The following is a 25,839-nucleotide window of genomic DNA, read 5'->3' as shown; positions in this document are numbered from 1 at the left end:
CATAAAGTAACGCTAGTTTGGCCTTCTTATGAAGTTTTTACCCTTGGGCTTTTTAGGCCTGTTCATTACGGTGCAGCAGACGCTGGCGCAGTCTGCTCCCAACTACACCTATGTGGAAGCGGGAGGGGCAGCAGCCAGCACGGATCGAACTCCATTTTGGCTGCACGCCAATCAGTTTGGCATCGTTCCTAAGGAAGGGCCGTTCGGAACGGCGCGGGCCGGTATCTACCGGGATTATCGACTCCCCAGTGACAGTGCCGGCCGCCTGTACCCGAAGCGCCTGCGGCTGGACTGGGGATATGGGCTAAGTGTGGTGTCCAATATTGCTTCTAAATCCTCACTGCTGCTGCCTGACGTCTATGCGAAAGCGCGGGTTGGCATTTTCGAGGCCCGGGCTGGCCGGTGGCGGCAGGTAATCGGACTGGCCGATTCTACACTGGGCGTTGGCCCTTATAGCTGGTCGGGCAATGCCCTGCCTATCCCCCGAATTGAAGTATCCATTCCTACATTTACCCCGATTGGCTTTACCCGAGGTTTGCTGGCGGTGCAGGGTGCTTATGCCCATGGCTGGTTCGATAACCAGGGAGGCATTAAAAACTTTTACCTGCATCAGAAAGCTCTGTACCTACGGCTCGGCAAAGAATCCTGGCCAGTCCGCTTCTACGGTGGGCTGAACCATCAGGCGCAGTGGGGTGGACGTTCCGACATCAATAATCCGTTGTTTGTCAAAAGCGGCCGGTTACCATCTACATTCCGGGATTATATCGATGTTGTCCTGGGAACATCATTGCCGGCCCGTGCAACCGTTGATACGACCCGGTTACCTACCATCGATTCCAATAACCGCATTGGCAATCATCTTGGGTCGGCCGATGTGGGGGTAGAGATCCAGAATGCCGGGTTTTCTGTTATGCTGTACCGGCAGTTCCTGTTCGATGATGGGTCGCTCTTTTACGGCAATAACATTACCGACGGTCTGACGGGCGTACGCTTTCGCAACCGTAAGCCGGTGAACCAGGGCTTTCAGCTCCGCCAACTGGTGCTGGAGGTGCTGGATACCCGCAGCCAGGGCGGCCCGGAGTTTACGTTTGTGGATAAGACGCGGGGACAGGACGAGTATTTCAACAACTACCAGTACATAGACGGCTGGGCGTACCTGGGCCGGACCCTGGGTACGCCGTTTATTACGCCCCAGACCGACAGCCGCGCCGGCCTGCCCAGGATGGTGGCAGGCCCGAATGATCTTCGCCGGTTTACCAACAACAACCGGGTGCTGGTATTCCATGCCGGGCTGGCCGGTACGGTCCTGCGCGACTACACCTTCCAGCTGAAATGTTCGGTGAGCGATAACCGGGGCCGGTACATAGCCCCTTTCCCGTATCATACCTGGCAGGTATCTTCGTATGCCCGGTTTGGTATTCCGCTGAATGCGTCGCAAGGGCTGTGGGCTCATCTGACTGTTGCAAGTGACAATGGATTACTGTATCGGAACAGCACCGGCTTTTATTTCAGCATCCGCAAAGAGTGGCTGAACGGAGATAACACCCGGCTGATCGAACGCCAGCGGAACTGGTAATCTGCAGCAAATAAAAACAGGGCAGCCCCTACCTGAGGCTGCCCTGTTTTTATTTGCTGCGGGCTCGTTTCCAGATAATGTTGTAAAGGATCTTTAGCAGATACCGGCCATCGGTTCGTAGGGGAGCCTGACTGTAGGCCCTCAGGTAGCGGAGTTCCGAGTCAACAATCTCGTCGAAAGTCTGGGGCAGGTCGGCATAGTAGGGGGGAAACAGACCTGGTTTGTGCCTGATACGTTCCTGTTTGGCCGCTTCGGGGTAGAGATTGAAGTATTGGCTGCTTAATGGACGGACGCCCACCAGTTTGATGTCCCCTTTCAGCAGGTTGATGAACATCGGAATTTCGTCAAGCCAGTATTTTCGCATGAAGCGGCCGGGCGCGATAATCCGGAAGTCATCTTTAAACTTGCCCCCGGCTTCCAGGCCGTTCAGTTGGTGCATGTATTCCTGCAGATATTCAGAATACGGATGCATAGTCCGGATCTTATACACCCGGAATGGCCTTCCGCTTTGCCCCACCCGCCACATGGTCAACAGGATACCCTCCGGTGAGGGTGGGCGCTGTACCAGTTCGGTGGTGATTTTCTGTGCTTTGATATACAACTGGTCGCCCGTATCCAGGGTGGACGTGAGGGTGTAACCCGCATGAATGATCCGGCCCAATGCCTCCGCGCGCGACAAGACGCGTTCCGTCGGAAAAAACTGTTTGTAGAGTCGGCGCGTCAGGCTAAATCGGGGGGCTACCCGATGCAGGAGGTAATCAACAACATACCAGAGGTAGGCGAGACCTGACGGAGACAGTCCAAACAGGCGGTTTTTTCGCTGTTCGGAAGTTTCCAGCCGGCAAATCAGAAAGCCACCAGGCTGAATCAAGGAGAAGGACTTGCGTAAAGATTCTGTAATGTCGGAAGTCTGGTTTAAGGCATGGCCTAAAAACAGGGTCTGGTACGGCGGGGCCGATGGGAGTGGGGCCGGTTCGGTCAGTTCCTCCAGCAATGCCGGGGAGTTGCTCAGCCAGTTGGTCAATCCATTGATCCGGCGCAGTATCTCTTCGGTATAGGTAAATTGAGCCAGCCTGTCTGACAGATTCAGACTGTGGTGGCTGATTCTTGCTGACTCTACCTGTAAAACGGGAAGTGGAAAGGTCATAAGTCCGTTAGTTAGACACTATACCTGCTCAAGGGCCAATTTAAAACGGTACTGATACGCCGGATTCTCCTGCAAGGTACGAAAACTGGCGGGGTAGTTCTCTACCAGCCAGACCATAAATGAGGTTACGTCGATCTTTTCTTCAAAGATCTGCCGCCGGCGCTCCTGCCAGTCGGCTCGGGCGTCCTGATCTAGCAGCGATTCGGCCCGTTCCAGCACGCCTTCAAACGATACAAACAACTCCTGTACTCCATACCGTTCCAGTTCGGTGTGAACACCGGGTCGGGTATCTGGTGCCAGTAAACTATTCACCAGAATGTTAGGAACGCCCAATAAGGCGCATTCGCTGGCGGTAGTGCTGCCTTCGCCGATGTACAGGCTGGCATAGGCCAGAAAGTGATGCAGGTTGTACGGGGCTAAGGTAAGCCGGTAGGGCTCCAGTTCGGCGGGCAGTTTTCCCTCTGACGAAATAAACACCCGGCCGTAGCGCTGCAAAGTATTGACGAGCTCTAGTTTTTGCTGATACGTAAGCCCCTGCTGACCCACATCATGGCTGGCCTCCCAGGACACAAAACGCAGGAGTATAAACCGATCCGATGTACTCAACCCCACCTCCCGGATCACTGCCGGGTCGGGCTGAAAATAAGCCGGAGCAAGGTGACATAGCTCAATGAAGCCGTCGAAGCAGATCTGTTTGCTACCGAATCGCCTGCGGTAAGCTTTAGGCGTGACAATGGTATCGGTAAACGGACGATACATCAGGTGGGCCAGCCGGGCGTGCTCGGTATCGTCGAAGGCAATATGCGGCTTGCCCACCAGGCGGGCTGCGTGGGCCGCGTACGGCGACGCAAAACTGAGAAATAGGTCCGGCCTGAAGGCTCGGGCCACCCTCAGCATATGGTAATCGCCTTTCAGAATATACAGCAGCTTACCTAGTAATCCTTTACTGCCCGTGCCGCGGGAGGTATACGGAATGCCGTAGGCCTTTAATAAGTTGAAGGTTACCTCTTTGTCACGCGCTACCACGGCAACCTGATGTCCACGCTGCTCCAGCAGCCGGATGGCGTTCCGGAAGTAATGCACGTGACCAGGATGACCAATATCCAGTAAAATTTTCTTCATTCAATCAGGGTTGACTTAACAGTTGGTGTAGTTCGGGTTGCGTCGGAAAATTAATGAGCACGGCCCGGCGCGGACCATGGTAAACAAACAGACTGCCTGCCGAAGCCGCCGACGCCTGTCCTTCGGTAACGATCTGACGGATATCGGCGAACGAGCCGCAACCGCCCAGCGCTACCACGGGTACATCTACCGCCCCGGCTATTTTTTTAACCAGGTCGACGGCATAACCGGTCATCATCCCGTCCTGCTCTACCGACTGAACGATCAGTTCGCCGACGCCGTAATCCGCCAGTTGCCGGGCAAAGTCCAGCGGGGAGAAGCTTGTCGACCGGCCATGAACGTGGTCATATACCTGCTCCTTCTTCCACCAGTTACGTCTGACATCAATACAGGCTACTATAGTTGAGGAGCCGAACTCGTCGGCGGCCTCCCGGATAAATGCCGGATTGGCCAACGTATAGGTATTTATACAAACGCGTTCGGCACCTGCTTTGATTAGTAATTCGATAGATCTTAGGGAACGGACCCCGCCACCGACGGTAAACGGCATATTCGTCTCGTCGCCGATCTTCTGCACCAGTTCCGGATCGATGGTACGATTTTCGGCGCTCGCCCGGATGTCGAGAAAAATCAATTCGTCGGCGCGGAGGTCATTAAACAGCCGCACGGCGTTGATCGGGTCGCCGATGTAACGATGGTTGGTAAACTGCACACTTTTAACCAGGCCGGTATGCTTGAGCAGCAGGCAGGGAATCACGCGGGGTCTATACATAGGCCGGTGACTGGACAAGGTTTACAAAATTCCGGAACAGGGTCACGCCCGCATCCTGACTTTTTTCGGGATGGTACTGAAAGCCAAAGATGTTATCCCGCTGCACCGCCGACACGAACGGATACCCGTAGTGGGTGCGGTGAAGGGCATCGGCCGGGTCGGCCAGGTCAACGTGGTAGGAGTGAACAAAGTAAAATAGCTCGTCGGGCTGCAGTCCTTCCAGAATCGGGTGTGGCCGGACGTTTTCAACGCTGTTCCAGCCAATGTGGGGCACTTTCAGCCTTGTTTGGTCAAACCGGAACCGCACGGTATTACCCCTTATCCAGCCAAGGCCAGCGGCATCGCCTTCTTCGCTATGCTCCATCAGTAACTGCATGCCCAGGCAAATGCCCATAACGGGAACCTGTTCGCCCAGCACCCGGTCGTGGAGCAGTTGAAGCAGATCGAGTTGTCGTAGTCGGTCCATGGCTTTACCGTAGTGTCCTACCCCCGGCAGAATCAGTGCCTGAGCCTGCTGAATGACGGTAGGGTCGGCGCTGAGGCAGCAGTCAACGTCCATCCGCCGGAACTTGTTATGAACCGACCGCAGGTTACCCATTCCGTAATCAACGACAACAACTTTCAACATGATGTGGTATGGCTTAGGCCGGTACGCTAAGCCGCCCGTTCCTCCATTTCGTAGAAGATTTTGGGCTTTACGGCAAATAGTTGTTTCAGCACGGGAGCCGACAGACGAAGCATGCGCTTCATCAGCGGGTAGTACGACGGGTAATCCAGAAACGTTTTGTTTGGACCCTCCCAGATGGCGTCAAATTCGGCCGGGCTTAAATCCAGCTTTTTAATGACGTACGCTTTGTCTGCCTCCATCCGGTCTGTCGCATACGGCGGCTGGCTGATCATTGCCAGAGCCTCTTCACGGGTGATTTCCCCACTGAGCACCTGCGCCGACAACGTAATGCGCCTTTTGTCGATGTTAAACTTGCGGGGCAGCCAATAGGCGACCGCAAATTTGGTGAACAGGTTCTCGTGATGGTGGCCGCCGTAGTATTCCCATGCGTATAATTCCTGCAATATAGCCTGAGCATTTTTCTTCTGGTAGGGCAAGTGATTAAACGGCGCAACGAGCCTGATTTTCTTGCCATAACCCAGGTACAGAAAGTCCCAGAGCGTCATGGTTGGGTAAGTTTTCAGCTTAACCCGGCCAAACTGTCCGTGTACATGCTTTAGTTGCCGCAGGTCGGTGTAGGTCCATTCGGAAGGCTGCTTACCCTCGGAGCGGAAATCGCTGCCGATCAGCACGTATTTCAGGTTTTCCTGGTCGGCCAGCTTGTAGAGGATTGATTTGATGGCCAGATCGGTAGGGGCGTCAATCCAGGGTAGCCCGGCAAACATGTACGACCGCAGAATGTCCTTGATCTCTTCGTAGTCGATGACGTAGGTTTCCAGGTCGATGTTCAGAGCGGTCGTGACCTTTTTAATGTTTTTAACGGCGATATCGGAGTTCCAGCCGTTGTCGAGGTTAACGGCCAGCGGGTTCAGACCGTATTCTCGGGCAATATGCAGCAGGTAGGAACTATCAGTACCGCCACTGACGCCGATGAGGCAGTCGTAGCGGGAGCCGGCCGGCTTCTGCTTCCTGATCCGGGCAACAGTCTGCTCCCAGGCCGACTTGCCTTCCGCTCCGCGTGGGAAGCTGGCCGACAGCTTTTTTTGAATAGTGGCATAGTTGGATACCCCCTGCGCATCGAAGCGAATGCCCGGCACCGAGGTATCCCAAATTCCCTCCTGACAAATCTGATAATCACTCATACGTTGATGGACCCGGCATATTCGGGCCGGCTGTTTACTGTTGAAAATTTGCCCAGAAAATGGGCGACTTCGATCCACTTCCAGATGTCGCGGGCAATATTGATGGACCCCTGCTGATGGAGCTTCAGCCGCTTCCGGCATTGCGCCATATCAAAATACCCCGAACCAATAAGGGCAGGGTTGTTTAATGCTTCTTCCGCTTTCTGCTGGAACAGGGCGGATCGCATCCAGTCATCGGCGGGGTTTTCGAAGCCGACTTTGTCCTGCCGGGTACGAATCCGCTCCGGCAGCCGGTTGCGCATGGCCTCGCGCAGAATCCATTTGGTGGTGCCGTTGCGAATCAGCAGGTTCGACGGCGACGCGAGTGTTTTCTCGACGAGCCGGTAATCCAGGAACGGCTCGCGCAGTTCTATGGAGAAATACATGCTGTTCAGGTCGTTCCATTTCAGGTTATGCTCCAGTTTGCTTTCAAAATGCTGGAGCAGCGACTCTCTCAGCGACTTTGGATTGAACAGCTCATCGGCAATACTGGATACGGACGCCTGCTGCCGGTAAAAATCGGCGTTGATGCCATTGGCTTTCCGGTAAGAAGCAGCCGCTTTCAGGCGTTTCGGAGCCATGTAGTAGCCCAGATACGCTAGCGCCCGGAACGACCGGTGATTTTGGTAATAGGTCCGGCTCTCGTGCAGCAGCCGGGCAAACTGCCCCGTCAGCAGCAGTTCCCTAAAGAAACTACCGAAAAAATAAGAATACCCGCCCAACTGCTCATCGGCACCCTGCCCGTCCATCAACACCTTCAGGTAACGGGCGGCATCTTTCATCACTTTAAACTGCGAATAGATACTCAGACCCCCAAACGGCTCAAAATGGCAGCGCATCAACTCATCGAAATCGGCCAGCAGGCTTTCTTCTGTCGGGTGAACGTATACCAGATTGGGCAGTTGCCGCTCATACTCCCGGATAAAGCTGCGCTCGTCGCCGGTGCGGCCGTCGCCGTACACGGCAGAAAACGCGTAGTAATCTTTTTTATGCAGGCCGGTAATCAGGGTGGAGGCTACCGAAGAGGAGTCTAGCCCCCCGCTCAGGCAGATGCCTACGGGTACATCGCTGCGCAGTCGCAGTTTGACGGATGATTCGAAGGTTTCGTAATAGTCCTCCGGGCTTTCCCAGCCTTTGTACAACTGCTCCTCAAGCCGGTACCAGCGATTAATTGCTACTTTGTGCTGCCGGATAGTCAGGCAATGTCCATGCTTAAGCTTCTTGATCTGCCGCACAAAGGTGTTTTCGTCCAGGTCGGTGCGGCCGTGCAGCAGGTAGTTGTACAACACGGTATCGTCGGGGTCAAGCGATTGATGCAATCTCTGAACGTGTTCGAAGATGGGGGGTATCTCGCTGGCAAACACAAACGTATCGGCTGCCGGGTAGTAGTAGAACGGCTTGACCCCGAAGCGGTCGCGGGCGGCAAACAGGGTTTTCTCCCGCCGGTCGTAGATCACAAAGGCCCACATGCCGTTAAAGCGGTGCAGGCACTCTGGTCCCCAGTGGCGGTAGGCGTTGAGCAGCACTTCGGTATCGGTCTGGGTGCGGAAGGTAAAGTGCGCCTGTAGCTCCTGCCTGATCTCCAGGTAGTTGTAAATCTCCCCGTTAAAGACCAGCACGTAGCGCTCATCATCCGATACCATTGGCTGGTGCCCGGCACTCGACAGGTCAAGGATGCTGAGCCGCACAAAGCCTAACCCAACATTCCCTTCTACGAATGTACCGGTATCGTCGGGCCCCCGGTGCCGCTGGCGCAGCATCATGGCCTCGACCGCCGGTAAGGCTACCGGCTTTTCGGATAAGTTGACGATGCCTGAAATGCCGCACATAGTGTGTTAACGAACGGTTGAGTTTGTCGGATGATTGGATCGTTTACCCGTCAGTCGCCGAAGCAGGTAGGCTTTCTGTTCTTTGCGCACCTGTTGCGAGACAAAATCGGGGAATGGCCGTTCCTTTCGGATAAAACGGGTTTGAATATAACCATAAAGCTGGACAAACGGAGCCAGAAAAAGTGGAGGCTCCAGGGCTTTGGAAAACGCTTTGGCCATAAAGTAAGCCCCGACGTAGGGAATCCGTCCGTTGGACAGCCCAGTCCGGTAGTGATTAAAGAGCAGCGAACCAGCCCGTGATCCTTCCGGTTTCAGGTGTTCAAACTCATACGGCAGCATCCGGGTCTCCCAGCCTTTGGCACGGGCACCGGCATTATCGACGGTATCCCAGCTGGTGTATGGGTATACGCCCCCGATGTCGGTGAGGCAGGCCTTCCGGTAGCATTTGGTAGCCCCGCGCGTGTTGCCGGCGCTTAAATCGGCTTTTTCCCGGACGCCGTTGATGGTCAGGTGGCCGGAGGCAATGCCCAGCCTGGGGTTCTGCTTAAACTCCGATAGGATGCTGGCAAAGAAGTCGGGCTTGAAATAGACGTCGCCATCCAGCTTAACTACCACATCGTAGGTAACATCGACCAGGCCAAGACCGTAGTTAAACAGCTGCACCACGCGGGAGCTATAATCATCTCGCTTCAGCTCCGGGCCGGTAACGACTTTGATCCAGTGATGCTGTCCGGCGTATCTCTGTAAAATTTCCGGAGTTCGGTCGGTTGAGTGGTCATCAACAATGACCCACAGGAGCGGTCTGGTCGTTTGCGCGACGACCGATTGCAGGGTGGCTTCAATATGCTCGCCTTCGTTCCGGACGGGCGTAACGATAGCATACGTAAGTTCTCCGGTTGCCCTGGTCTGTTGCGCAAAGAAGGTGTTATGCCACAGCGCCAGGTTCAGCAGCCGGAGCATCGTTTTCATGCTTTTGTGGTCGGTATAGGGTTGGTCCAGTTGCTGGCGAATGTCGCTGCCCAGCCCCATCGATTGCAGGTATCTGGAGTTTTCAATAGTGCTGCAAAACCACTCTTTCAATTCACCACGGAACCAGTAATCCTGCGGAATCTCCCAGCCCATTTTATCTTTCCGCCACGTAATCTGGTCCGGCAGCAGGCTATTCATGGCCAGCCGGGCTACGTATTTCGTCCAGCCCTCATGAACTTTGTAGACCCCCGGCATACCATGCCAGAACTCGGCCAATCGGTAGTCCAGAAACGGGTAGCGGGCCTCAACCGAGTACGCCATAGCGCTATGGTCGCCGTAGTGCAACAAGGTGACCATGTGGTTGAAATAGTCATGGTGGAGCCGTTCGTTTACCGTCACAAACGGGTCAGACAACTTGCCCAGCTTTTTCAAGCCCTGCCGGGTGAGATTTTTGAACCCTAACTGCCGCAGAATATTGAACGCTACCCCCAGCCGGGCAAAGGACCGGCTGCCCGGCATTTTGGCGAACGTAGCGTATTCTTTCCGGAGTGCGCTTGCCGAGACATTGGCCAGGTGGTTGGTTATGTAGTACTTGTAACCACCCTGCAGTTCGTCGGCACCCTGGCCGTCGAGTGTGACGGTAACGCCGTTTTGCCGCACCAGTCCGTAGGTAAACATGTACGACATGAGGGTGCTTTCCTGCGGGTTTTCCATCGCCCATACCATCTGCTGCATCTGCTCCGGAACCTGGGCGGGCTGCGGCTCTACACCATAGGCTTCCAGGTGATAGCGTTCGGCCATCAGGTTGATGAATTCGCTCTCGTCGCAGTTTTTAACACCGTCGCTGGGGTACACTGTAGAGAAGACTTTCAGCTTCTGCATAACCTGGTTCTCCCGGTGAAGCTCATTAATGTAATGAACGATCGACGAACTATCCAGCCCCCCCGAAAAGGCCGTGCCGACCGGCACATCTGACCGCAACCGCAACCGAACGGCATCCCGCAGCAGGTCCCGGTACTGCCGGGCATACTGCTCCGCTTTGTACGGGTCAAAGGACTCCGTGGAGGGATTGATGGGCACGGTCCAGAACGTGGTGGCGGGCAGGCTGGCCGCCGGCATCTGCGCGATGCTTCCCCGCCAGTACGACGCCCGGCTGAACCGGTATATATTGGTAAACGCCGTTTCCTCCTGAAACTCGTTCACCCCTTCCTGGAGAAAGCGGTTGATGTAGCCGGTATTCGGAGCCGTCTCCACGTCGGGGTGAGCCAGTATGGATTTGATCTCTGATGCGAAGATGAAGGTGCCGTTATGATGGTAGTAGTACAGCGGCTTGATGCCCATGCGGTCACGGCTCATAAACAGCTCACGGCGCTCCTGATCGTAAATGGCAAAGGCCCACATGCCGTTGAACCGGTTCAGGCAATCGGTTCCCCAGTAGTCGTACGCAGCCATGATGACCTCCGTATCCGACTGCGACTGGAATGAATAACCGGCACCCGCCAGCTCCTCCCGAATTTCCAGGTAATTGTAGATTTCGCCGTTGAAAACGATCCAGTAGCGGTTTCGGAAGCTCATCGGCTGGTGCCCGAACGGTGACAGGTCAATAATCGCCAGCCGCCGGAAACCAAACGCCAGCGCAGACCGGAGCGCATACGCTTCCGTTATCGGGTCAGCGGGATAGTAATCCGGTAAGGCATCGGCAACCACCAGCGACTCGCCCCCGAATACGGAGACCGTTTGCTGATCGGCCAGCAGAAAACCCGCATCATCGGGACCCCGGTGCGCGATCACATCGGTCATACGCCGTATGCATTCCGCCAGCGGCCGGGCCTCGTGATTGGTTTGTATGATGCCAACTATTCCGCACATAATCTTAAACTCTAATATTCCGGTATTTCCAGAGATACGCCCTGAACGTACCTAGTATAAAAATCAGGGTTGCCAGCGGCCATAGGGGCGCTATGCCGTGCCGGCGGTAAAAGGTTATCTGTTTTTGTAGTGAATTGATCGAGTATCTGTTCCGAAAGCTTTTCAGAAATACCGGTAGCTTTTGCTGGCGGTGGGCCGTTCCGTCGGAGGTTAGCTGCTCACTGGTATACACCCTGGCATCCCAGGAAATATATACCGGAATACCCTGCCGGTGGGCGGTTAAGGCATAATCATCATCAGAACCATACTGCGGGAAGGCTGCTTCGTCCAGATACCCGATCCGGCGAATGACCGCCTGCGGAATCAGCATACCCCGACCGACCAGCCCATACGTAGGGTAGACACCCGTCATGGTGTTTGAATCGAATGGGCAAAAGTGCGGCAGGTAACTGGTGGATTTCAGCCGCCAGCGTGTCAGACTCTTGTTGCCGGAAAACGTCACCATCGGCGGTTGCGTATTGGCCAGCGCCAGGCTGCCCATCAGGGCCGGCTGTTCAACGGCCTGCGCCGATTGATAGAGTTTTATCAGGTAATCCGGCTCAATCTCGCTGTCGTCGTTCAGGATCAGGAACGCGTCTGGCTGCAGACTCTCCTCCGCGTACCGGATACCCTCGTTGACCGAGCGGGTAAACCACCAGGAGCCGTCGCCCAGCACGCGGTGGACCTCCGGAAACTCCTGCGCCAGCATCTCCAGGGTTCCATCGGTAGAGCCATCCACCACGACCACAATCGCCACGCGGCTGCTGACCGGTTGCTGGGAGGCCAGTTGGTGCAGCAGCGCCCGAAGGCAGGCCTGTCGGTTGAAGGTTGGTATGATGATGGCTAGGCTTTCCATACGTTAGCCGTCTCTGGTTTTTTCGGAAAGGGACAATTCCGGCTGCGGTGGGGGAGCCGTTTCCAGTGGCAACCGGGCGGTGGCGGTTTCCATATACCGCAGGCGGTCGGCCAGAAACAGGAAGGACAACAACAGCGCCCGGTCGAAGATACCCTGCGAGAAGCCGGCCGACATAATAGCGATAAAGGCGTAAAGCGTAAATCGGGGCGAAAACTGGACCAGCCGGCAGTAACGCCGGACAAAAGCAAACAGCGTAATGAAATACAGGATAGCCGCCGGAACCCCGTAGGTAGCCATCAGGAACGTAACCCCGTTGTTGCGGTGGATGGACGCGTCCAGCGATTTGGCCAGTTGCCCGAACCGGTTCTCGCTGCGCCGGCCGTAGCCGATCAACGGGTTTTTAATGATATCAATGATGTCAAGGTAGGCACTGCCGAACCGGGAGGTATTGTCTTCTTTCGCCAGACTGATGTTTTCCTGAATCTTGCTGCCCAGAAACGCAAACTCATCGTACGCCGAAATCGCCCCAAACAGCAGCAGCGTTACGTAAAACGCCTTGACGCCCCGCCCGATGGACTGGCTGGTCAGCACATACCCGATGAGGATAATGAACAGGGTAACATAGCCGGCCGTCGAGAATGTGGTGATAATGGAGATGATGAACAAGTTGTTTTGGCGGTTCAGCAGGGTTTTGCGGTAGGCCAGGTTGAAAATCAGAGCCAGGTTCAGGAAAACGGCAAAAGCCCCCGGTTCCCAGAATGGCCCGGAGTTCCGGATAATAACCTCCTTGGCATACGGGTTGAAGGTATAAATGATGATGTTGGAGCTCGTCTCATACAAGCTCTTGCCCAGCGCGAAGAACGGTTTGAAGAATACTTCGGCTACATTCTCAATCAGAAAACCTTCAACGGCCGGGATAAACGTCAGAAAATAGATAGGCAGCGCCAGCAGGGCGCTTACGTACATGATATCTGTGTAGTATTTGATAAGCCGGATGCCGCAGATCTGGACGACGAAATAGATCAGGAACAGCTTGACCAGCAGGCTCAGTAATGAAGTAAAGACGAAGTTGTTGAAGTACAGCGCCTGCACGAGTTCCAGCAGGAAGAAAGCGACAATAATGCGCAGCGGCCGGACCGTGGTGGTCACATTCCGGGTAAGCACGATAAAGCCCGCTATGAGGAACAGCAGGATGCTGAACTCCTGCGACCGGTAAAAGTACTCGATGCCCGTTATGGCAACCAAACCGTAGGCTAATACATATTGCGTGCGAACAGAAGGCATAGTTTGTTGTTGACGTTATCGGCTCCAGAGTCCGCCTGCTTTTGCGTTCATCAGTTTCAGATACTGGAGCGGAGCCTGTATGGAGAACAGCGCCAAGCATAGGCAATTACCCCAGACAATTCCCTCGACGCCGATACCGGCCACTACTGCCAGCCCATACGTAAGCGGAAAAAACAGGATCAGCACGAACAGGGTCACCAGAAACTGAAGCCTGATTTTGCCCGTGCCGTTCAGGAACGTAATAAATATGTTGTTCCAGGCGTACAGGCTCACGTAAACGGCGTTGGCAATGGACAGGCTCAGCGGTATATCGGTAATAGTGCCGGTCCAGGCTTTATACACCCAATCGGCATTGAGCACCATCACGACCAGGGCCAGTTGCAGCACTCCCCAGAGTTGCACCGACCGGCGGATGGCCGCCCGTATCCAGCTATAATCCTGCCGGGTATAGGCCTCCGTGAACGATGACCAGAAGGGTGCCGTAATAATGCTGAAGCCCATGGTGATGACGTTGAAATACCGGAACGAAACCGTGTAGTCGGTAACCTCGTCCGGACCAAACCACCTCGAAATTAATATAGAATTGGTTTGGTAAAGCAAAACGGCGGCAATTTGCATGATAAAGAACTGGAGCCCTAGTCCCATGACGGCCTTCAGTTTTGTCAAATCTACATACGCCAGCGCCGGGCGCAGTTCCGGAAAGGTATAGGTGAAACAGTACCAGGTAAAGGCCAGGTAGCTGCCGAGCGAGATCAGGCTCTGAACCACACAAAACAGCGCAAAGGAGGATTGCGTAGCCACCGTAAGCGTATACACCCCCAGCAGCGAACCCACATTGATGGCCAGAATGATCAGCCCGGTCTTGCTGTTCTGCTGGTACGCATTCAGCACCGGATTGATGAGCGACAGCAGCAGCTGGGCAAAAAAGAAGCTGACAACCACGGTACCCACCAGGCTGAGTTCTGCTTCCCGCAGGTCAGATGCGTTAACGAGCCAGGACCAGTTGATAAACGGCGACGCCAGTAGAAAGATCAGCCAGAGCGTTACCATCAGCGCACCGACTACCGCGTAAGCTGTGCTGACCAGCTTGCGGGCTTCGGTAAGCTGATTGCGGGCGAGCGCTTCGGTCAGGCGGTTGCGGAGGCCGTTGCCAATACCAATGTCAAAAAAAGTAAGCCAGGCGGTGAGGGAGCTGAGCGTAATCCAGATGCCATACCGCTCTTTGTCCAGGTACTGGAGAGAAAGCGGCACCAACAGGAGCGTAGCGATAATAGACGCGCCCTTGTACAACAGCGAGCGGTAAATGTTCTGTAAAACATTGACTGTCCGTTCCGATACGTTAACGCCCGTAAATAATCTCACATTCATGCTGCTTCCGTTACGTTATCGGTTGCCGGTCACAACCGGCTTACTGCCATCCGGCCGCTTTCTGCGGGTACGTGATCGGTTGAGGCTCGGGAATAATACGCACCGGCGTTTTAATAAACTCCCGGTTGGCCGACTGGTAAATCCGCTCGATGATATCAACTACCTTCAGCCCTTCCATGGCGTTGGTAGTAATAGTAGCCTGGTTCTGCAACACCTTGACCACGTTCTCAAAAACAAAGTTATGGTTCTGCGCTGAGCCGGTATAACTACCATAGTCGTTACCCGGATTGGTGGGGGCCAGCGTTGGCATTACGTAGTCGCGGATATGGCAGTACTCCACCCGGTCCATGTATTGCCCGCCCACTTTGATACTGCCGTTCTCGGCAATGATGGTGATGCTGCTTTCCAGGTTTTTCTGCCAGACCGAGGTCGAAAAGTTCAGCGTACCCATGCCGCCGTTCAGAAACTGGAAAGAGACAAAGCCGCTGTCTTCAAAATCGGTGAGGTGCTGGTGGTTAAAGTCCATCAGCCGGGCCTGAATGCCCGTGATGTCGCCGAACAGCCAGTACATGATATCAATGAAATGCGAGAACTGCGTAAACAGGGTTCCTCCGTCGAGGTCACGCAGGCCGTGCCAGCTCCCGGCGGTATAGTAGCGCTCGTCGCGGTTCCAGTAGCAGTTCATCTGGACGATGTAAAGTTTCCCTAAAATGCCCGAATCAACCACTTCTTTCAGCCATTGCGACGGCGGTGAGTAACGGTTCTGCATCACGGCAAACACATCCCGCCGTCGGGCCAGGGCCTTGTGCAGTACCCGCTCAGCGTCCTGACGCGACAGGGCCAGCGGTTTTTCGATAACTACGTGCTTACGGGCGTCCAGACAAGCCAGCGCGTGGGTGGCATGAAGGCCATTGGGCGTAGCCACCGAAATGACGTCCAGATCAGGATCAGCCCGGAGCATCTCCTCCAGCGACGAAAAGAAAGGGACGTCGTATTGCTCAATACCTAGCTCCTCAACCGGTTTTGTATCGGCCAGCGCGGCCAGTTCGGCACCGGGCTGGCGTGTAATCATCTCGGCATGACGTTTTCCAATATGGCCGCAACCAATAACCCCAAAGCGAATCAATTTCTGTGTAGACAGCATACCGTGTAAACGTCCAAGTGTGAATAAGTAACTGTTGGCTTAAGTAAGCCGCAAAATGCCTTTTTCGGTTAATTGATAGACCTGCCCACTCTCCGGGCAGACTGCTTCTTTGTTTTCATCGAATTGGAGCCGGTGGCCGTATTCACTGACCCAGCCGATCTGCCGGGCCGGATTGCCCACAACCAGGGCGTATGCCGGTACCGGTCTGGTAACCACCGACCCGGCCCCAATCAGGGCATACGGTCCAATGTCATTACCGCAGACGATGGTAGCGTTGGCCCCGATGGACGCGCCTTTGCCTACGTGTGTCCGCTGGTACTGGTTCCGGCGGTTAACGGCACTCCGGGGGTTAATCACATTGGTAAAGACCATCGACGGTCCCAGGAACACATCATCGTCGCAGGTGACACCGGTATAGATCGAGACGTTGTTCTGCACCTTCACGTTGCGGCCCAGCACTACCTCCGGCGACACCACCACGTTCTGTCCGATATTGCAGTCGTTGCCGATCACGCAACCCGGCATGATGTGCGAAAAATGCCAGATGCGCGTACCCTGACCGATGGTGCAGCCCTCATCAACGACGGCGGTGGGGTGTATATGTACGGTTTCGCTGATCATTTACCGTTTGTGCATGTAGTCTGCAATGACCGAACCAATGTATTCCTGCTCCCGCTGCGTCAGTTCCGTATGCATCGGCAACGATAGGACCTGCCGGCACAGGGCTTCGGCTACGGGAAAGCTGCCAGCCGGGGACTTACTACTGGCATAGGCTGGTTGCTGGTGCATGGCCATCGGGTAGTAGATCATCGATGGAATACCCTGTTCACGCAGATACCGCTGCAGACCGTCACGCTTATCGTCGGCCACCCGTATGGTGTATTGATGAAAGACGTGCGTTGAATACGGAGCCCTGGCAGGTAGTTTAATACCGGGTATGGCACTCAGCAACGAGTCATAACGTGAGGCTGCCAGTTGCCGGTGTTGGTTAAACTCGTTCAGGTGGCGGAGCTTGACGGTCAGCACGGCCGCCTGAATGGTGTCCAGCCTGGAATTTACCCCAACCAGTTCGTGCTTATACTTCACCCGCTGGCCGTGGTTGGCAATCATCTGCAACCGGTCGGCCAGTTCGGGATCGTTGGTGCAGAGCGCACCGCCATCACCGTAGCATCCCAGGTTCTTCGACGGGAAGAACGACAGCGAGCCTGCGTCACCCAGCGTACCGGCCATTTTAACGGTTTGGTCAGCACTTGTATACGTACTGCCGATGGCCTGCGCCAGGTCTTCCACCACAAAAAGGTTATGGGCGCTTGCCAGTCTGAGCAGCGGGTCCATATCGGCGCATTGCCCGAAGAGGTGTACCGGTACAAGGGCTCGGGTACGGTTTGTCAGTGCTCGTTCGGCGGTTTCGGCGGTCAGCGTAAAGGTATCGGGATCGACGTCGGCCCAGACGGGGACGAGGCCAAGGAGCATAAGCACTTCGGCGGTGGCTACGTAATTAAAAGCCGGCACAAGTACCTCGTCGCCCGGTTGCAGGCTCAGGGCCATAAACGCCAGCTGCAGGGCATCCGTGCCGTTGCCGCAGGTAATCACCCGCTCCGCCTGTAAATAGGCTGCCAGATCCTGCTGAAACTGCCGGACAAAAGAGCCATTGATAAAATCCGTCTGGTCGAGGCACTGCTGAATAGCCGCATCAATGTCGGCCTTGAGCCGCAGGTACTGCCCGTGCAAATCGACCATCTGGATGGACGCGATCTTCATAACATCAAGTGGTTTAGGGTCGCCGGTACCCAAACGCTTCAGGGCTTTTAGTTCAGACGCTTTCGCGAAGGGACCAGAAAGGTCCGGAGTCGCTGAATCATCTTATTGCCCTCATCCGGGTGCGGCTCATAGTAGCCGTATCCGTACATACTCTCACTTTCGACGGAGTTCAACACCAGGCTCAGTTTGCGCAGTCGCTGTTCCTTGTACAGGGTTTCAATGCTCCGGAGCGACTGTTTCGGCGTGACATTGTACCGGACCATGTACAGGGTAGCATCCGTATGTTCGCCGATGATCTGCGCGTCGGTTACCAGCCCGACTGGTGGTGCATCGACCAGAACAAAATCGAACAGTTCGCGGAGTTTGACGAAGAGTTCTTCCAGGCGCGGACTTGTCAGCAATTCGGTCGGGTTGGGCGGTATCGGACCGCAGGGAATCAGCCAGTAATTGTTATAGCCCGGAATCGGCACCAGAATGTCGTCCAGTTCGGCCTGTCCCACCAGGTAGTTGCTAAGGCCTGTCTGCATCGGCAACCCGAATTTGGAGTGCAGCGTTGGCCGGCGCAGGTCCATCTCCAGAATAACCGTCGGTCGTTTAATCAGGGCCAGGCTCGCGCCGAGATTTACCGTCACAAACGATTTGCCCTCCCCGCTGATGCTGGAGGTAACCAGCAGGGCCAGGTTATTGCTGCCCGACCGCAGAAACTGCAGGTTGGTGCGTAGGGCCCGGATCTGTTCGCTTACCGCCGAGCGATCGTTGCCCGAGACCACAATCGGGTTTTTGTGCCTGACGTGGGCAATTTCGCCGATCACCGGCGCGTTGGTCATTTCATCAATATCAGTCCGGCTGGCCACCCGCTTGTTCAGCAAATCACGCAGGGTGATGCCAATAACCGGAATCAGCAGGCCCACCGAAGCAAACAACAGCATGATCAGCGGCTTAATCGGCTTCACCGGCCTGGAGCCGCTGCGGGCTTTATCAATGGTCCGGCTGTCGGCCACCGTGGCGGCATACGACAGGGCGGTTTCCTCCCGCTTCTGGAGCAGGTAGGTGTACAGGTGATTTTTGATCGACTGCTGGCGGGTAATGTCCATCAGCGCCCGCTCTTTTTTGGGTACACTCCGGATCAGGGATTCAAACCGGCCATTGGTGGCCAGTAGTTGCTGACGGGTGCCATTGAGAATCTTTTTATGATTCTGGATAGTCTCGTAGACATTTGTTTTAGTCGCGGTAATCTGGTCTTCGAGCGCGCGCAGGAGGGGGTTGGCCTCCGAGGTAGTACGGGCCATGGCATCCCGTTGCAGTTCGAGTTCGGTGAGCTTACCAATCAGCCCGACCAGCACCGGATCACTCAGACCCAGCGTAACCGGTATATTGCCTTTGGCCGCCCCACTGCTGAGTACATACCGCTCAATGTCGGCCAGAGCGCCCAGCTGGATGTTGGTCTGGCTAAGCTGCGCGTCGTTCTGTTCCACTTTGCTTAGCAGCACCTGTGCTTCGGCGCTCATGTCGGTGATGCCCTGCGTCGACTTATAGGACTCGATATCCTTTTCGACCGAGGAGAGTTCTCCCGAAACGAGCTTGAGCCGGGTTTCGATAAACTGCAGGGTATTGGCTACAATGCGGTTCTTGTCTTCAACGGCGGCCGCGTTGTAGGCGTCGATCAGGTGGTTCAGAATGTCCACCCCTTTCTGCGGAACAGCGTCTTCCAGCGACAGCAGCAGCACGGTAGAGGCTTTGCTGCTGGGCTCAACGTTCAGTTTCTTCAGGTAATCCTGCACCGTTTCCGCCAGGGGGTCGGCCTGGATAATAACCGGTTGGGTTGTGTCGGAAAAAGGTTTCGTGGCGATGAACGTCAGCCGGCCGTATGGCGTATTGACAGCCTCGTTCAGCGGATACGTGGTATTGTCGATCCGAACCTTACCGGTGTTTACAAAATCAACCTGTATCTTTTCTTCGTACAACGGGGGCAGGGCCTCCTGCACGTCCATCTTAATGGGAGCCCGGTTGTAGATTTCCCGGTTGCCGAAGGGCGTTTTCTGGTAATAGCGTACGTCGAGTCCCAGTTGCTCCGCCACTTTTTCCATGAGTGTGTAGGAGCGGAGGATCTCGACTTCGTTCTCGATGACCCGCTTCGGGGTAAAGAAGTCCAGTTCTTTCAGGACGTTCTCTTCCGAAATGCCTTTGTTCTCGTCTTTGACCAGCAGGCTCGACTGGATTTTGTACAGAGGAGTAGCGTACAGCAGGTATACATAGCCTGCGATGAGAGCAACCACCAGGGAAAAAACAAACCACCGCCAGTTTTTCAGGTAGTGGTGCAGTGTTACCTGAAAATCGGATTTGATCGGTTCCTGGCTTGGATAGGTATAGGGAATATTGTTACTCATTCCGTGTGCGCTTACAAAAATGGTGTCAGTTGTTCATGCCGTTACCTCCCCGTTAATGCTTACCCTTAAACGATAAAATTACCATTCGCTGAAAAATACTTATCGAATGGTGCATTTAAACGTAACCGTTCAGGGTGTTCCCGGATCTGCCAAACAGACTGGCTGTCTTTATTGAGGTAGCAATTTACAAAAATTAAATAAATTGCAGGCTCTTCATATTACTTCCGGCTTATGACAGACCACCGGCCGGCGGTTAACGGGTGTATTGCACAACGATGGCAATAAAGGATAAGGCACTCAGGGCAGCCGGTACCAACTGGTACAGGCGGTCGGCGGTGGCCACCCGGCCCCGGCCCGGTTCTACGTAGACCACGTCGTTGGGGTGCAGGTAATAATAGGGCGACTGAAACAGATCCCGGCGGTTCATGTTTACCCTGGCAAATTCCCGCTTGCCGTTGGTCTCCCGGATGATCAAAACATTATCCCGGCGGCCATAGATCGTGATGTCACCGGCCAGACTGAGTGCTTCGGGCAGGGTTATCTTTTCGTTGGGTACATTGAACAGCGAAGGTCGGGCAACCTCGCCCAGCACCGAAACTTTGTAGTTCAGGAACCGGATATTGACGGTCGGCTCCTTCAGGTAAACCTTTAGCTTCTCCCGAACTACCTCCCGGGCTTCTACCGTAGTCATACCCGCTAGTTTAATTTTGCCCAGCAGCGGCAGTTCAACCATACCCTCATTGTCAACCAGATACCCGACGGAGGTGCTGATCTGCCCCGGTTGGGTTGGTGCCGAAGCGACGCGCTCAGCAGGGGCATACGGATTAAAGAAATTTGTCGCTTCCGGATTCAGGCTGCTCACGTAGATGGACAGGATGTCGGAGGGCTGAATGGTAGGTACATACCGATTGGTGATCGTCAGAACCTGCTCCTGACTTTCCGGACTCTCATCCTGAAAATACGCTATTTCTTTCTGGGATATGCAGGATACCAGATTGAGGCACAAGAGGCTAAGTACTAGCCATGTTAAATTTCTCATAAATAATTAAAGACCTCCTGACCGGAGGCACCTACATGGAGGATAGTTTTCAGACCGGCTACAAGGCCGGGTCTGCAAAATTGGCGCAACAATATTACTCATAAACGAGAGAAACATGTATATCCTGATGTATTCAGGTGTGGGGAGAGATTCGCTAAGCAGAAACGGCCATCAGCGTAACGCGGTCTTTTACTGGATTTTTTGCAATTTTTTATTATAATTATTTAATTTAGAGGAGAAAAGGTATCATCCGTGCGTCCTATGGAAGCTATACATTCTCTTCAGACCGATCTGGCAACGCATGCCCATCATTTCTACCACTGGGAGCGACAGCAGCCCGCCAAAATCTACCTGCGCCAGCCCGTCGGCAATCACTATATCGATTATAGCTGGGGTGAGGTTGGCCGCCAGGCCCGCATCATGGCTACCTACCTGAACTCGCTGGGACTGCCGCCCCGCAGCAATATTGGATTGGTCTCGAAGAATTGTGCACACTGGATCATTGCCGACATCGCTATTCTGCTCAGTGGGCACGTATCCGTACCGTTTTACCCGACCCTGACCGCCGACCAGCTCCGGCAGGTGATGGAGCATAGCGGCTGCCCGGTGCTGTTTGTCGGGAAGCTGGACAACTGGCCGGCCATGAAGCCGGGGGTGCCCAACGGGGTTCATGGCATTAGCTTCCCGCCCTACGGACCGGCGGCCCCGGCCCCTGATCCGGGCCTGATGCCCTGGGAGGACGTACTGAAGAACTACGAACCCATGCTGGACAGCCCGCTGCGGAGGCCAGACGATATATACACCATTGTGTATACCTCCGGCACCACGGGAAGCCCTAAAGGCGTGATGCTGGACATGAAAGCGGCCGCTACGTTTCTGAAGGCCGTAGCGCCGGTGGCCCGGCTGGACGTAAAAGACGCCCGCTATTTTTCGTATCTGCCGCTCTGTCATATTGCCGAACGCAATGTGGTAGAAGCCGGTAGCCTGACCTCCGGGGGAACCATTTACTTCGCTGAATCGCTCGACACGTTCGCTAAAAACCTGGTGGCGGCCCGGCCGACGCATTTTCTGGCGGTGCCGCGTATCTGGACCAAGTTTCAGTTGGGTATCCTGGCCAAACTGCCGCAGAAGAAGCTAGACCGGCTGCTCAGGATTCCGCTTCTGTCGGATTTTATTAAGCGAAAAATACGGAAAGGCCTGGGGCTGAACGATGCCGTGTTTATTCTGACCGGCGCGGCACCCATGCCCATCTCGCTCATCCAGTGGTTCCGTCGGTTGGGTATTACCATTCAGGAGGCTTACGGAATGACCGAAAACCTGGGAGCCGTGTCGATGATGCCTGTTGACGAAATCAAAGACGGCACCGTCGGTAAGTTGTACGACGGCATGGATGTGAAGATTGATCCCGACACGGGCGAGGTGCTGACCCGCGCTGACTGGCTGATGCGGGGCTACTACCGGGAGCCGGAGATGACGGCCGCTGTGCTCCGTGACGGCTGGCTGTATACCGGCGATGTAGGCGAACTGGACGAAAATGGCTATCTGAAGATAACCAGCCGGGTAAAAGATATGTATAAGACCCCTAAAGGAGAATATGTGGTGCCGGCACAGATTGAGTTTGGCTTTGCTGATAACAACTTTGTGGAGCAGATCTGCGTAGCGGGTCAGAACCTGCCCCAGCCGGTGGCGCTGGTCGTGCTGTCGGAGATGGGCCGCCACGCCGACCGGATGCTGGTGGCGCAGAGCCTGGAGCAGACGGTAAGCGCGCTGAACCCGCGCTTACACACCTACGAGCGGATCAGGAAAGTGGTGGTGGTGAAGGATACCTGGACGGTAGAAAACAACATGATGACGCCGACGATGAAGATTAAACGCAACGTGGTAGAAAAGCAGTATGAGCCGCGTCTGGAACCCTGGTATAGCCGGGAAGAAACCATTGTCTGGGAGGAGTAAACACAAAAAAGTGCTACCTTCCGTCCATGCGTCATATCGTTATTGTAGGCAATGGCATTGCCGGTATTACGGCTGCCCGGCACATTCGTAAACAGAGTGAAGATAGAATTACGGTAATTTCCTCAGAAACCGACCATTTTTTCTCCCGCACCGCCCTGATGTATATTTACATGGGGCATCTGGAGTACCACCATACCAAACCGTACGAAGACTGGTTCTGGCCCAAAAACCGCATCAACCTGCTACGCGGTTATGTGGAGCAGGTCGACTTTACCGCCAAAAAACTGGTCCTCTCCAACCGCTTTGTGGAGGAATACTCGGCCCAGACGCGGGGCGAGAAAAACTCACGGACCAGCCCCTGGTTCCGGAAGGTCAGCGCGGATGAAATGCCACAGTCGGTGGAGACACTGGACAATCGGGAGCTTTCGTACGATGTGCTGGTACTGGCGGTGGGCTCCAGACCCAACTTTTATGACTGGCCAGGACAGGACCTGAAAGGGGTACAGGGTTTATACGGTATGCCGGACCTGGAGCGGATGGAAGCCGGCACCAAAGACATCAGACAGGCGGTTGTAGTAGGAGGGGGGCTCATTGGCATCGAAATGTGTGAAATGCTGCTGTCCAGGGACATTGCCGTCACGTTTCTGGTGCGGGAAGAAAGCTTCTGGGATTCTGTATTACCACCTGAGGAATCGGCCGTGGCGACCCGGCACATCCGGGAGCATCATGTCGATCTGCGGCTGGAGACTGAGCTACAGGAACTGGTGGACGATGGCACCGGCCGGGTGGGGGCCGTACTAACTACCGCCGGGGAGTGGATTCCTGCGCAGTTTGTGGGCATTGCGGTAGGCGTAAGCCCAAACATAGACTTTTTAAGAAATACGGATCTGGCCGTAGACCGGGGTATTCTGGTAAACGAGTACCTCGAAACGAACCTGCCGGACGTATACGCCATCGGTGATTGTGTGCAGCACCGCAGCCCGCCGACGGGCCGGAAACCCATTGAGCAGATCTGGTACACCGGCCGCATTATGGGGGAAACGCTGGCGCAAACCCTGCTGGGTAAACGGACGCCCTACCAGCCGGGCGTATTTTTCAACTCCGCCAAGTTCTTCGACATCGAGTATCAGACGTACGGCTACGTGCCCACTCACGTACCCGACGATGGTAGCCGGCAAACGTTTTACTGGGAGCATCCCGACGGGCGGAAGTCCCTGCGCATCAACTACCGCACCGACACGGGAGCCGTCACCGGGGTCAATGCCCTGGGTATCCGGCAGCGACAGGAGGTCTGGGAAACGTGGATCACCGGGGCGCGTGACATCCGCTATGTACTGGCCCATCTGCCCCATGCTAACTTTGATCCTGAACTGTTCCGGCAGTATGAGCCGGCCATCGTGGCGAAGTTCAACGCCGGGCATCAGGGGCAGGCCGTCCAGATCAGGGCAAAAAAAGGTCTTTTGGGTTGGCTGGCCGCCAGGGATTAGCGGGTAGAATTCGAAATCTGTGTACCTTTAAGGCACTAACCTAACCTTGTTTCAACCTAACTGTACCCGACGCTCATGTCTTCCCGTCGATCGTTTTTCCGGCAATTGGGGGTAGCGGCAACCGGCTCGTTGACCCTGCCCGCGTTTTTTACCGAAGCCGAAGCGCATACCGTTCAGCACTACCAATCCTACGCGTCTGGTGTGTCTCCGCAGGCCCTGGCGCAGGACGAAGACTTCTGGTGGCGAGTCAAGCAGGACTTTACCGTCTCGCCCACCCTGCTGAACCTGAACAACGGGGGCGTGAGTCCGCAGCCGAAAGTGGTACAGGACGCTCATATCCGTTTTTACCAGTACGCCAACGAAGCCCCAACTTATTATATGTGGCGGATACTGGATCAGGGCCGTGAAGCCCTGCGTGCCAAGCTGGCCGATCTGGCGGGCTGCTCCCCGGAAGAGCTGGCTATTAACCGCAACGCTACCGAAGGGCTGAATACTATTATCTTCGGGCTGAACCTGAAAGCCGGTGACGAGGTGATCCTGACCAAACAGGATTACCCTAACATGATCAATGCCTGGAAGCAGCGCGAGAAGCGCGACGGCATCAAGCTCGTCTGGCTGAACCTGGACCTGCCTTCTGAGAGCGACGATTACCTGGTCGGTCAGTTTGTGAAAGCGTTTACCCCGCGTACCAAAGTGGTACATATTACGCACATCATCAATTGGGTCGGACAAATCCTGCCAGTGCGGAAAATAGCCGATGCGGCCCGGCAGCGCGGTATCGAGATTATTTGTGACGGTGCTCACTCCTTTGCGCATCTGGATTACAAAATACCCGATTTAGGCGTTGATTATTACGCCACCAGCCTGCATAAGTGGCTTTGTGCGCCCTTCGGCAGCGGGATGATGTACATCCGGCGCGATAAGATAAAAAACGTGTGGGCGCTGCTCTCCAATACCGAACCCGACGGTGCCGACATCCGCAAGTTCGAATCCCTAGGGACCCGCTCCTTTGCCTCGGAAATGGCCATTGGAACGGCGGTGGATTACCACAACGCCATTGGTTCGGCGCGGAAGCAGGCCCGGTTGCAGTACCTGAAAAACTACTGGGCCGAAAAGGTGCAGGGCATTCCCGGCGTCCGCCTTCATACCTCGCTCAAACCCGACTACGCCTGCGCGCTGGCGTTCTTCTCCATCGACGGCCTGAAGCCCGGCGAAGTGGAAGGCCCGTTGCTGAACACGTACAAGATCCATACCTCACCCATTCAGTGGGAGAGTTTCAGCGGCCTCCGCGTTACCCCACACATCTACACCTCGCCCAAAGATCTCGATCGGCTGGTAACGGCCATCGGCGACATTGCCAGTAAGCGAAAAAAAAGCTGATTTGGGAAC

The 25,839-nt window shown here is 55.1% G+C and carries 19 protein-coding genes; 4 read left to right on the top strand and 15 right to left on the bottom strand.

Annotated elements, in window-relative coordinates; all coding sequences use genetic code 11:
* Nucleotides 1-28 precede the first annotated feature (28 nt).
* Nucleotides 29-1,576: a capsule assembly Wzi family protein gene (locus tag ABD949_RS14000; protein WP_345244438.1), complete on the top strand. Its 1,548-nt coding sequence runs from the start codon at nucleotides 29-31 to the stop codon at nucleotides 1,574-1,576.
* A 49-nt stretch (nucleotides 1,577-1,625) separates the two neighbouring features.
* Here the strand turns inward: ABD949_RS14000 and ABD949_RS13995 are convergent, their stop codons facing one another.
* The 15 genes from ABD949_RS13995 to ABD949_RS13925 all read right to left on the bottom strand — a co-directional run bounded on the left by ABD949_RS13995 (nucleotide 1,626) and on the right by ABD949_RS13925 (nucleotide 21,010).
* Nucleotides 1,626-2,723 (bottom strand): sugar transferase, encoded by a 1,098-nt coding sequence (locus tag ABD949_RS13995; protein ID WP_345244436.1) that lies wholly within the window; start codon nucleotides 2,721-2,723, stop codon nucleotides 1,626-1,628.
* An 18-nt stretch (nucleotides 2,724-2,741) separates the two neighbouring features.
* Nucleotides 2,742-3,845 (bottom strand): DUF354 domain-containing protein, encoded by a 1,104-nt coding sequence (locus ABD949_RS13990; RefSeq protein ID WP_345244434.1) that lies wholly within the window; start codon nucleotides 3,843-3,845, stop codon nucleotides 2,742-2,744.
* Nucleotides 3,846-3,849: 4 nt separating this feature from the next.
* A complete protein-coding gene (locus tag ABD949_RS13985; protein ID WP_345244432.1) occupies nucleotides 3,850-4,617 on the bottom strand; it encodes an AglZ/HisF2 family acetamidino modification protein in 768 nt (255 codons plus the stop codon).
* On the bottom strand, nucleotides 4,610-5,245 hold the full coding sequence (hisH, locus tag ABD949_RS13980) for an imidazole glycerol phosphate synthase subunit HisH (protein ID WP_345244430.1): 636 nt from the start codon (nucleotides 5,243-5,245) through the stop codon (nucleotides 4,610-4,612). The genes ABD949_RS13985 and hisH overlap by 8 nt, the downstream gene beginning before the upstream one ends.
* A 26-nt stretch (nucleotides 5,246-5,271) precedes the next feature.
* Entirely contained in the window at nucleotides 5,272-6,426 is a 1,155-nt protein-coding gene (locus tag ABD949_RS13975; protein WP_345244428.1) for an adenine nucleotide alpha hydrolase family protein, read from the bottom strand.
* Nucleotides 6,423-8,294, bottom strand: coding sequence for an asparagine synthase (glutamine-hydrolyzing) (gene asnB, locus ABD949_RS13970; RefSeq protein ID WP_345244426.1), 1,872 nt, complete (start codon nucleotides 8,292-8,294; stop codon nucleotides 6,423-6,425). Before asnB (ABD949_RS13970) ends, ABD949_RS13975 begins: the two co-directional genes overlap by 4 nt.
* Before the next feature lie 6 nt (nucleotides 8,295-8,300).
* On the bottom strand, nucleotides 8,301-11,132 hold the full coding sequence (gene asnB / locus ABD949_RS13965; protein WP_345244424.1) for an asparagine synthase (glutamine-hydrolyzing): 2,832 nt from the start codon (nucleotides 11,130-11,132) through the stop codon (nucleotides 8,301-8,303).
* Between the two features lie 4 nt (nucleotides 11,133-11,136).
* Nucleotides 11,137-12,027, bottom strand: coding sequence for a glycosyltransferase family 2 protein (locus ABD949_RS13960; RefSeq protein ID WP_345244422.1), 891 nt, complete (start codon nucleotides 12,025-12,027; stop codon nucleotides 11,137-11,139).
* A 3-nt stretch (nucleotides 12,028-12,030) separates the two neighbouring features.
* On the bottom strand, nucleotides 12,031-13,311 hold the full coding sequence (locus ABD949_RS13955) for a hypothetical protein (RefSeq protein ID WP_345244420.1): 1,281 nt from the start codon (nucleotides 13,309-13,311) through the stop codon (nucleotides 12,031-12,033).
* 15 nt (nucleotides 13,312-13,326) lie between these two features.
* On the bottom strand, nucleotides 13,327-14,679 hold the full coding sequence (locus tag ABD949_RS13950) for a lipopolysaccharide biosynthesis protein (protein ID WP_345244418.1): 1,353 nt from the start codon (nucleotides 14,677-14,679) through the stop codon (nucleotides 13,327-13,329).
* Nucleotides 14,680-14,719: 40 nt separating this feature from the next.
* Nucleotides 14,720-15,823, bottom strand: coding sequence for a Gfo/Idh/MocA family protein (locus tag ABD949_RS13945; RefSeq protein ID WP_345244416.1), 1,104 nt, complete (start codon nucleotides 15,821-15,823; stop codon nucleotides 14,720-14,722).
* Between the two features lie 39 nt (nucleotides 15,824-15,862).
* Nucleotides 15,863-16,444 carry an acyltransferase gene (locus ABD949_RS13940; RefSeq protein WP_345244415.1) on the bottom strand — a complete coding sequence of 194 codons (582 nt, stop codon included), beginning with the start codon at nucleotides 16,442-16,444 and terminating at the stop codon, nucleotides 15,863-15,865.
* Nucleotides 16,445-17,584, bottom strand: a complete 1,140-nt coding sequence (locus ABD949_RS13935) for a DegT/DnrJ/EryC1/StrS family aminotransferase (RefSeq protein ID WP_345244413.1) — start codon at nucleotides 17,582-17,584, stop codon at nucleotides 16,445-16,447.
* Nucleotides 17,585-17,631: 47 nt separating this feature from the next.
* Nucleotides 17,632-19,971: a GumC family protein gene (locus ABD949_RS13930; RefSeq protein ID WP_345244411.1), complete on the bottom strand. Its 2,340-nt coding sequence runs from the start codon at nucleotides 19,969-19,971 to the stop codon at nucleotides 17,632-17,634.
* A gap of 253 nt (nucleotides 19,972-20,224) precedes the next feature.
* Nucleotides 20,225-21,010 carry a polysaccharide biosynthesis/export family protein gene (locus tag ABD949_RS13925; RefSeq protein WP_345244410.1) on the bottom strand — a complete coding sequence of 262 codons (786 nt, stop codon included), beginning with the start codon at nucleotides 21,008-21,010 and terminating at the stop codon, nucleotides 20,225-20,227.
* A 261-nt stretch (nucleotides 21,011-21,271) separates the two neighbouring features.
* Between ABD949_RS13925 and ABD949_RS13920 the strand changes: the two genes are divergently transcribed.
* The 3 genes from ABD949_RS13920 (at nucleotide 21,272) to ABD949_RS13910 (ending at nucleotide 25,830) form a co-directional block, all read left to right on the top strand.
* Nucleotides 21,272-22,963: an AMP-binding protein gene (locus ABD949_RS13920; RefSeq protein WP_345244409.1), complete on the top strand. Its 1,692-nt coding sequence runs from the start codon at nucleotides 21,272-21,274 to the stop codon at nucleotides 22,961-22,963.
* 26 nt (nucleotides 22,964-22,989) lie between these two features.
* The gene (locus ABD949_RS13915) at nucleotides 22,990-24,450 is read left to right on the top strand and encodes an NAD(P)/FAD-dependent oxidoreductase (RefSeq protein WP_345244407.1); all 1,461 of its coding nucleotides are present in this window, start codon (nucleotides 22,990-22,992) and stop codon (nucleotides 24,448-24,450) included.
* Between the two features lie 75 nt (nucleotides 24,451-24,525).
* The gene (locus ABD949_RS13910; RefSeq protein ID WP_345244405.1) at nucleotides 24,526-25,830 is read left to right on the top strand and encodes an aminotransferase class V-fold PLP-dependent enzyme; all 1,305 of its coding nucleotides are present in this window, start codon (nucleotides 24,526-24,528) and stop codon (nucleotides 25,828-25,830) included.
* The last annotated feature ends 9 nt before the right edge of the window (nucleotides 25,831-25,839 follow it).

The organism is Nibrella saemangeumensis (assembly GCF_039541915.1).
In the GTDB taxonomy this organism is placed as follows: Bacteria; Bacteroidota; Bacteroidia; order Cytophagales; family Spirosomataceae; genus Nibrella; species Nibrella saemangeumensis.
This window is presented reverse-complemented; position numbering and strand designations above follow the sequence as displayed.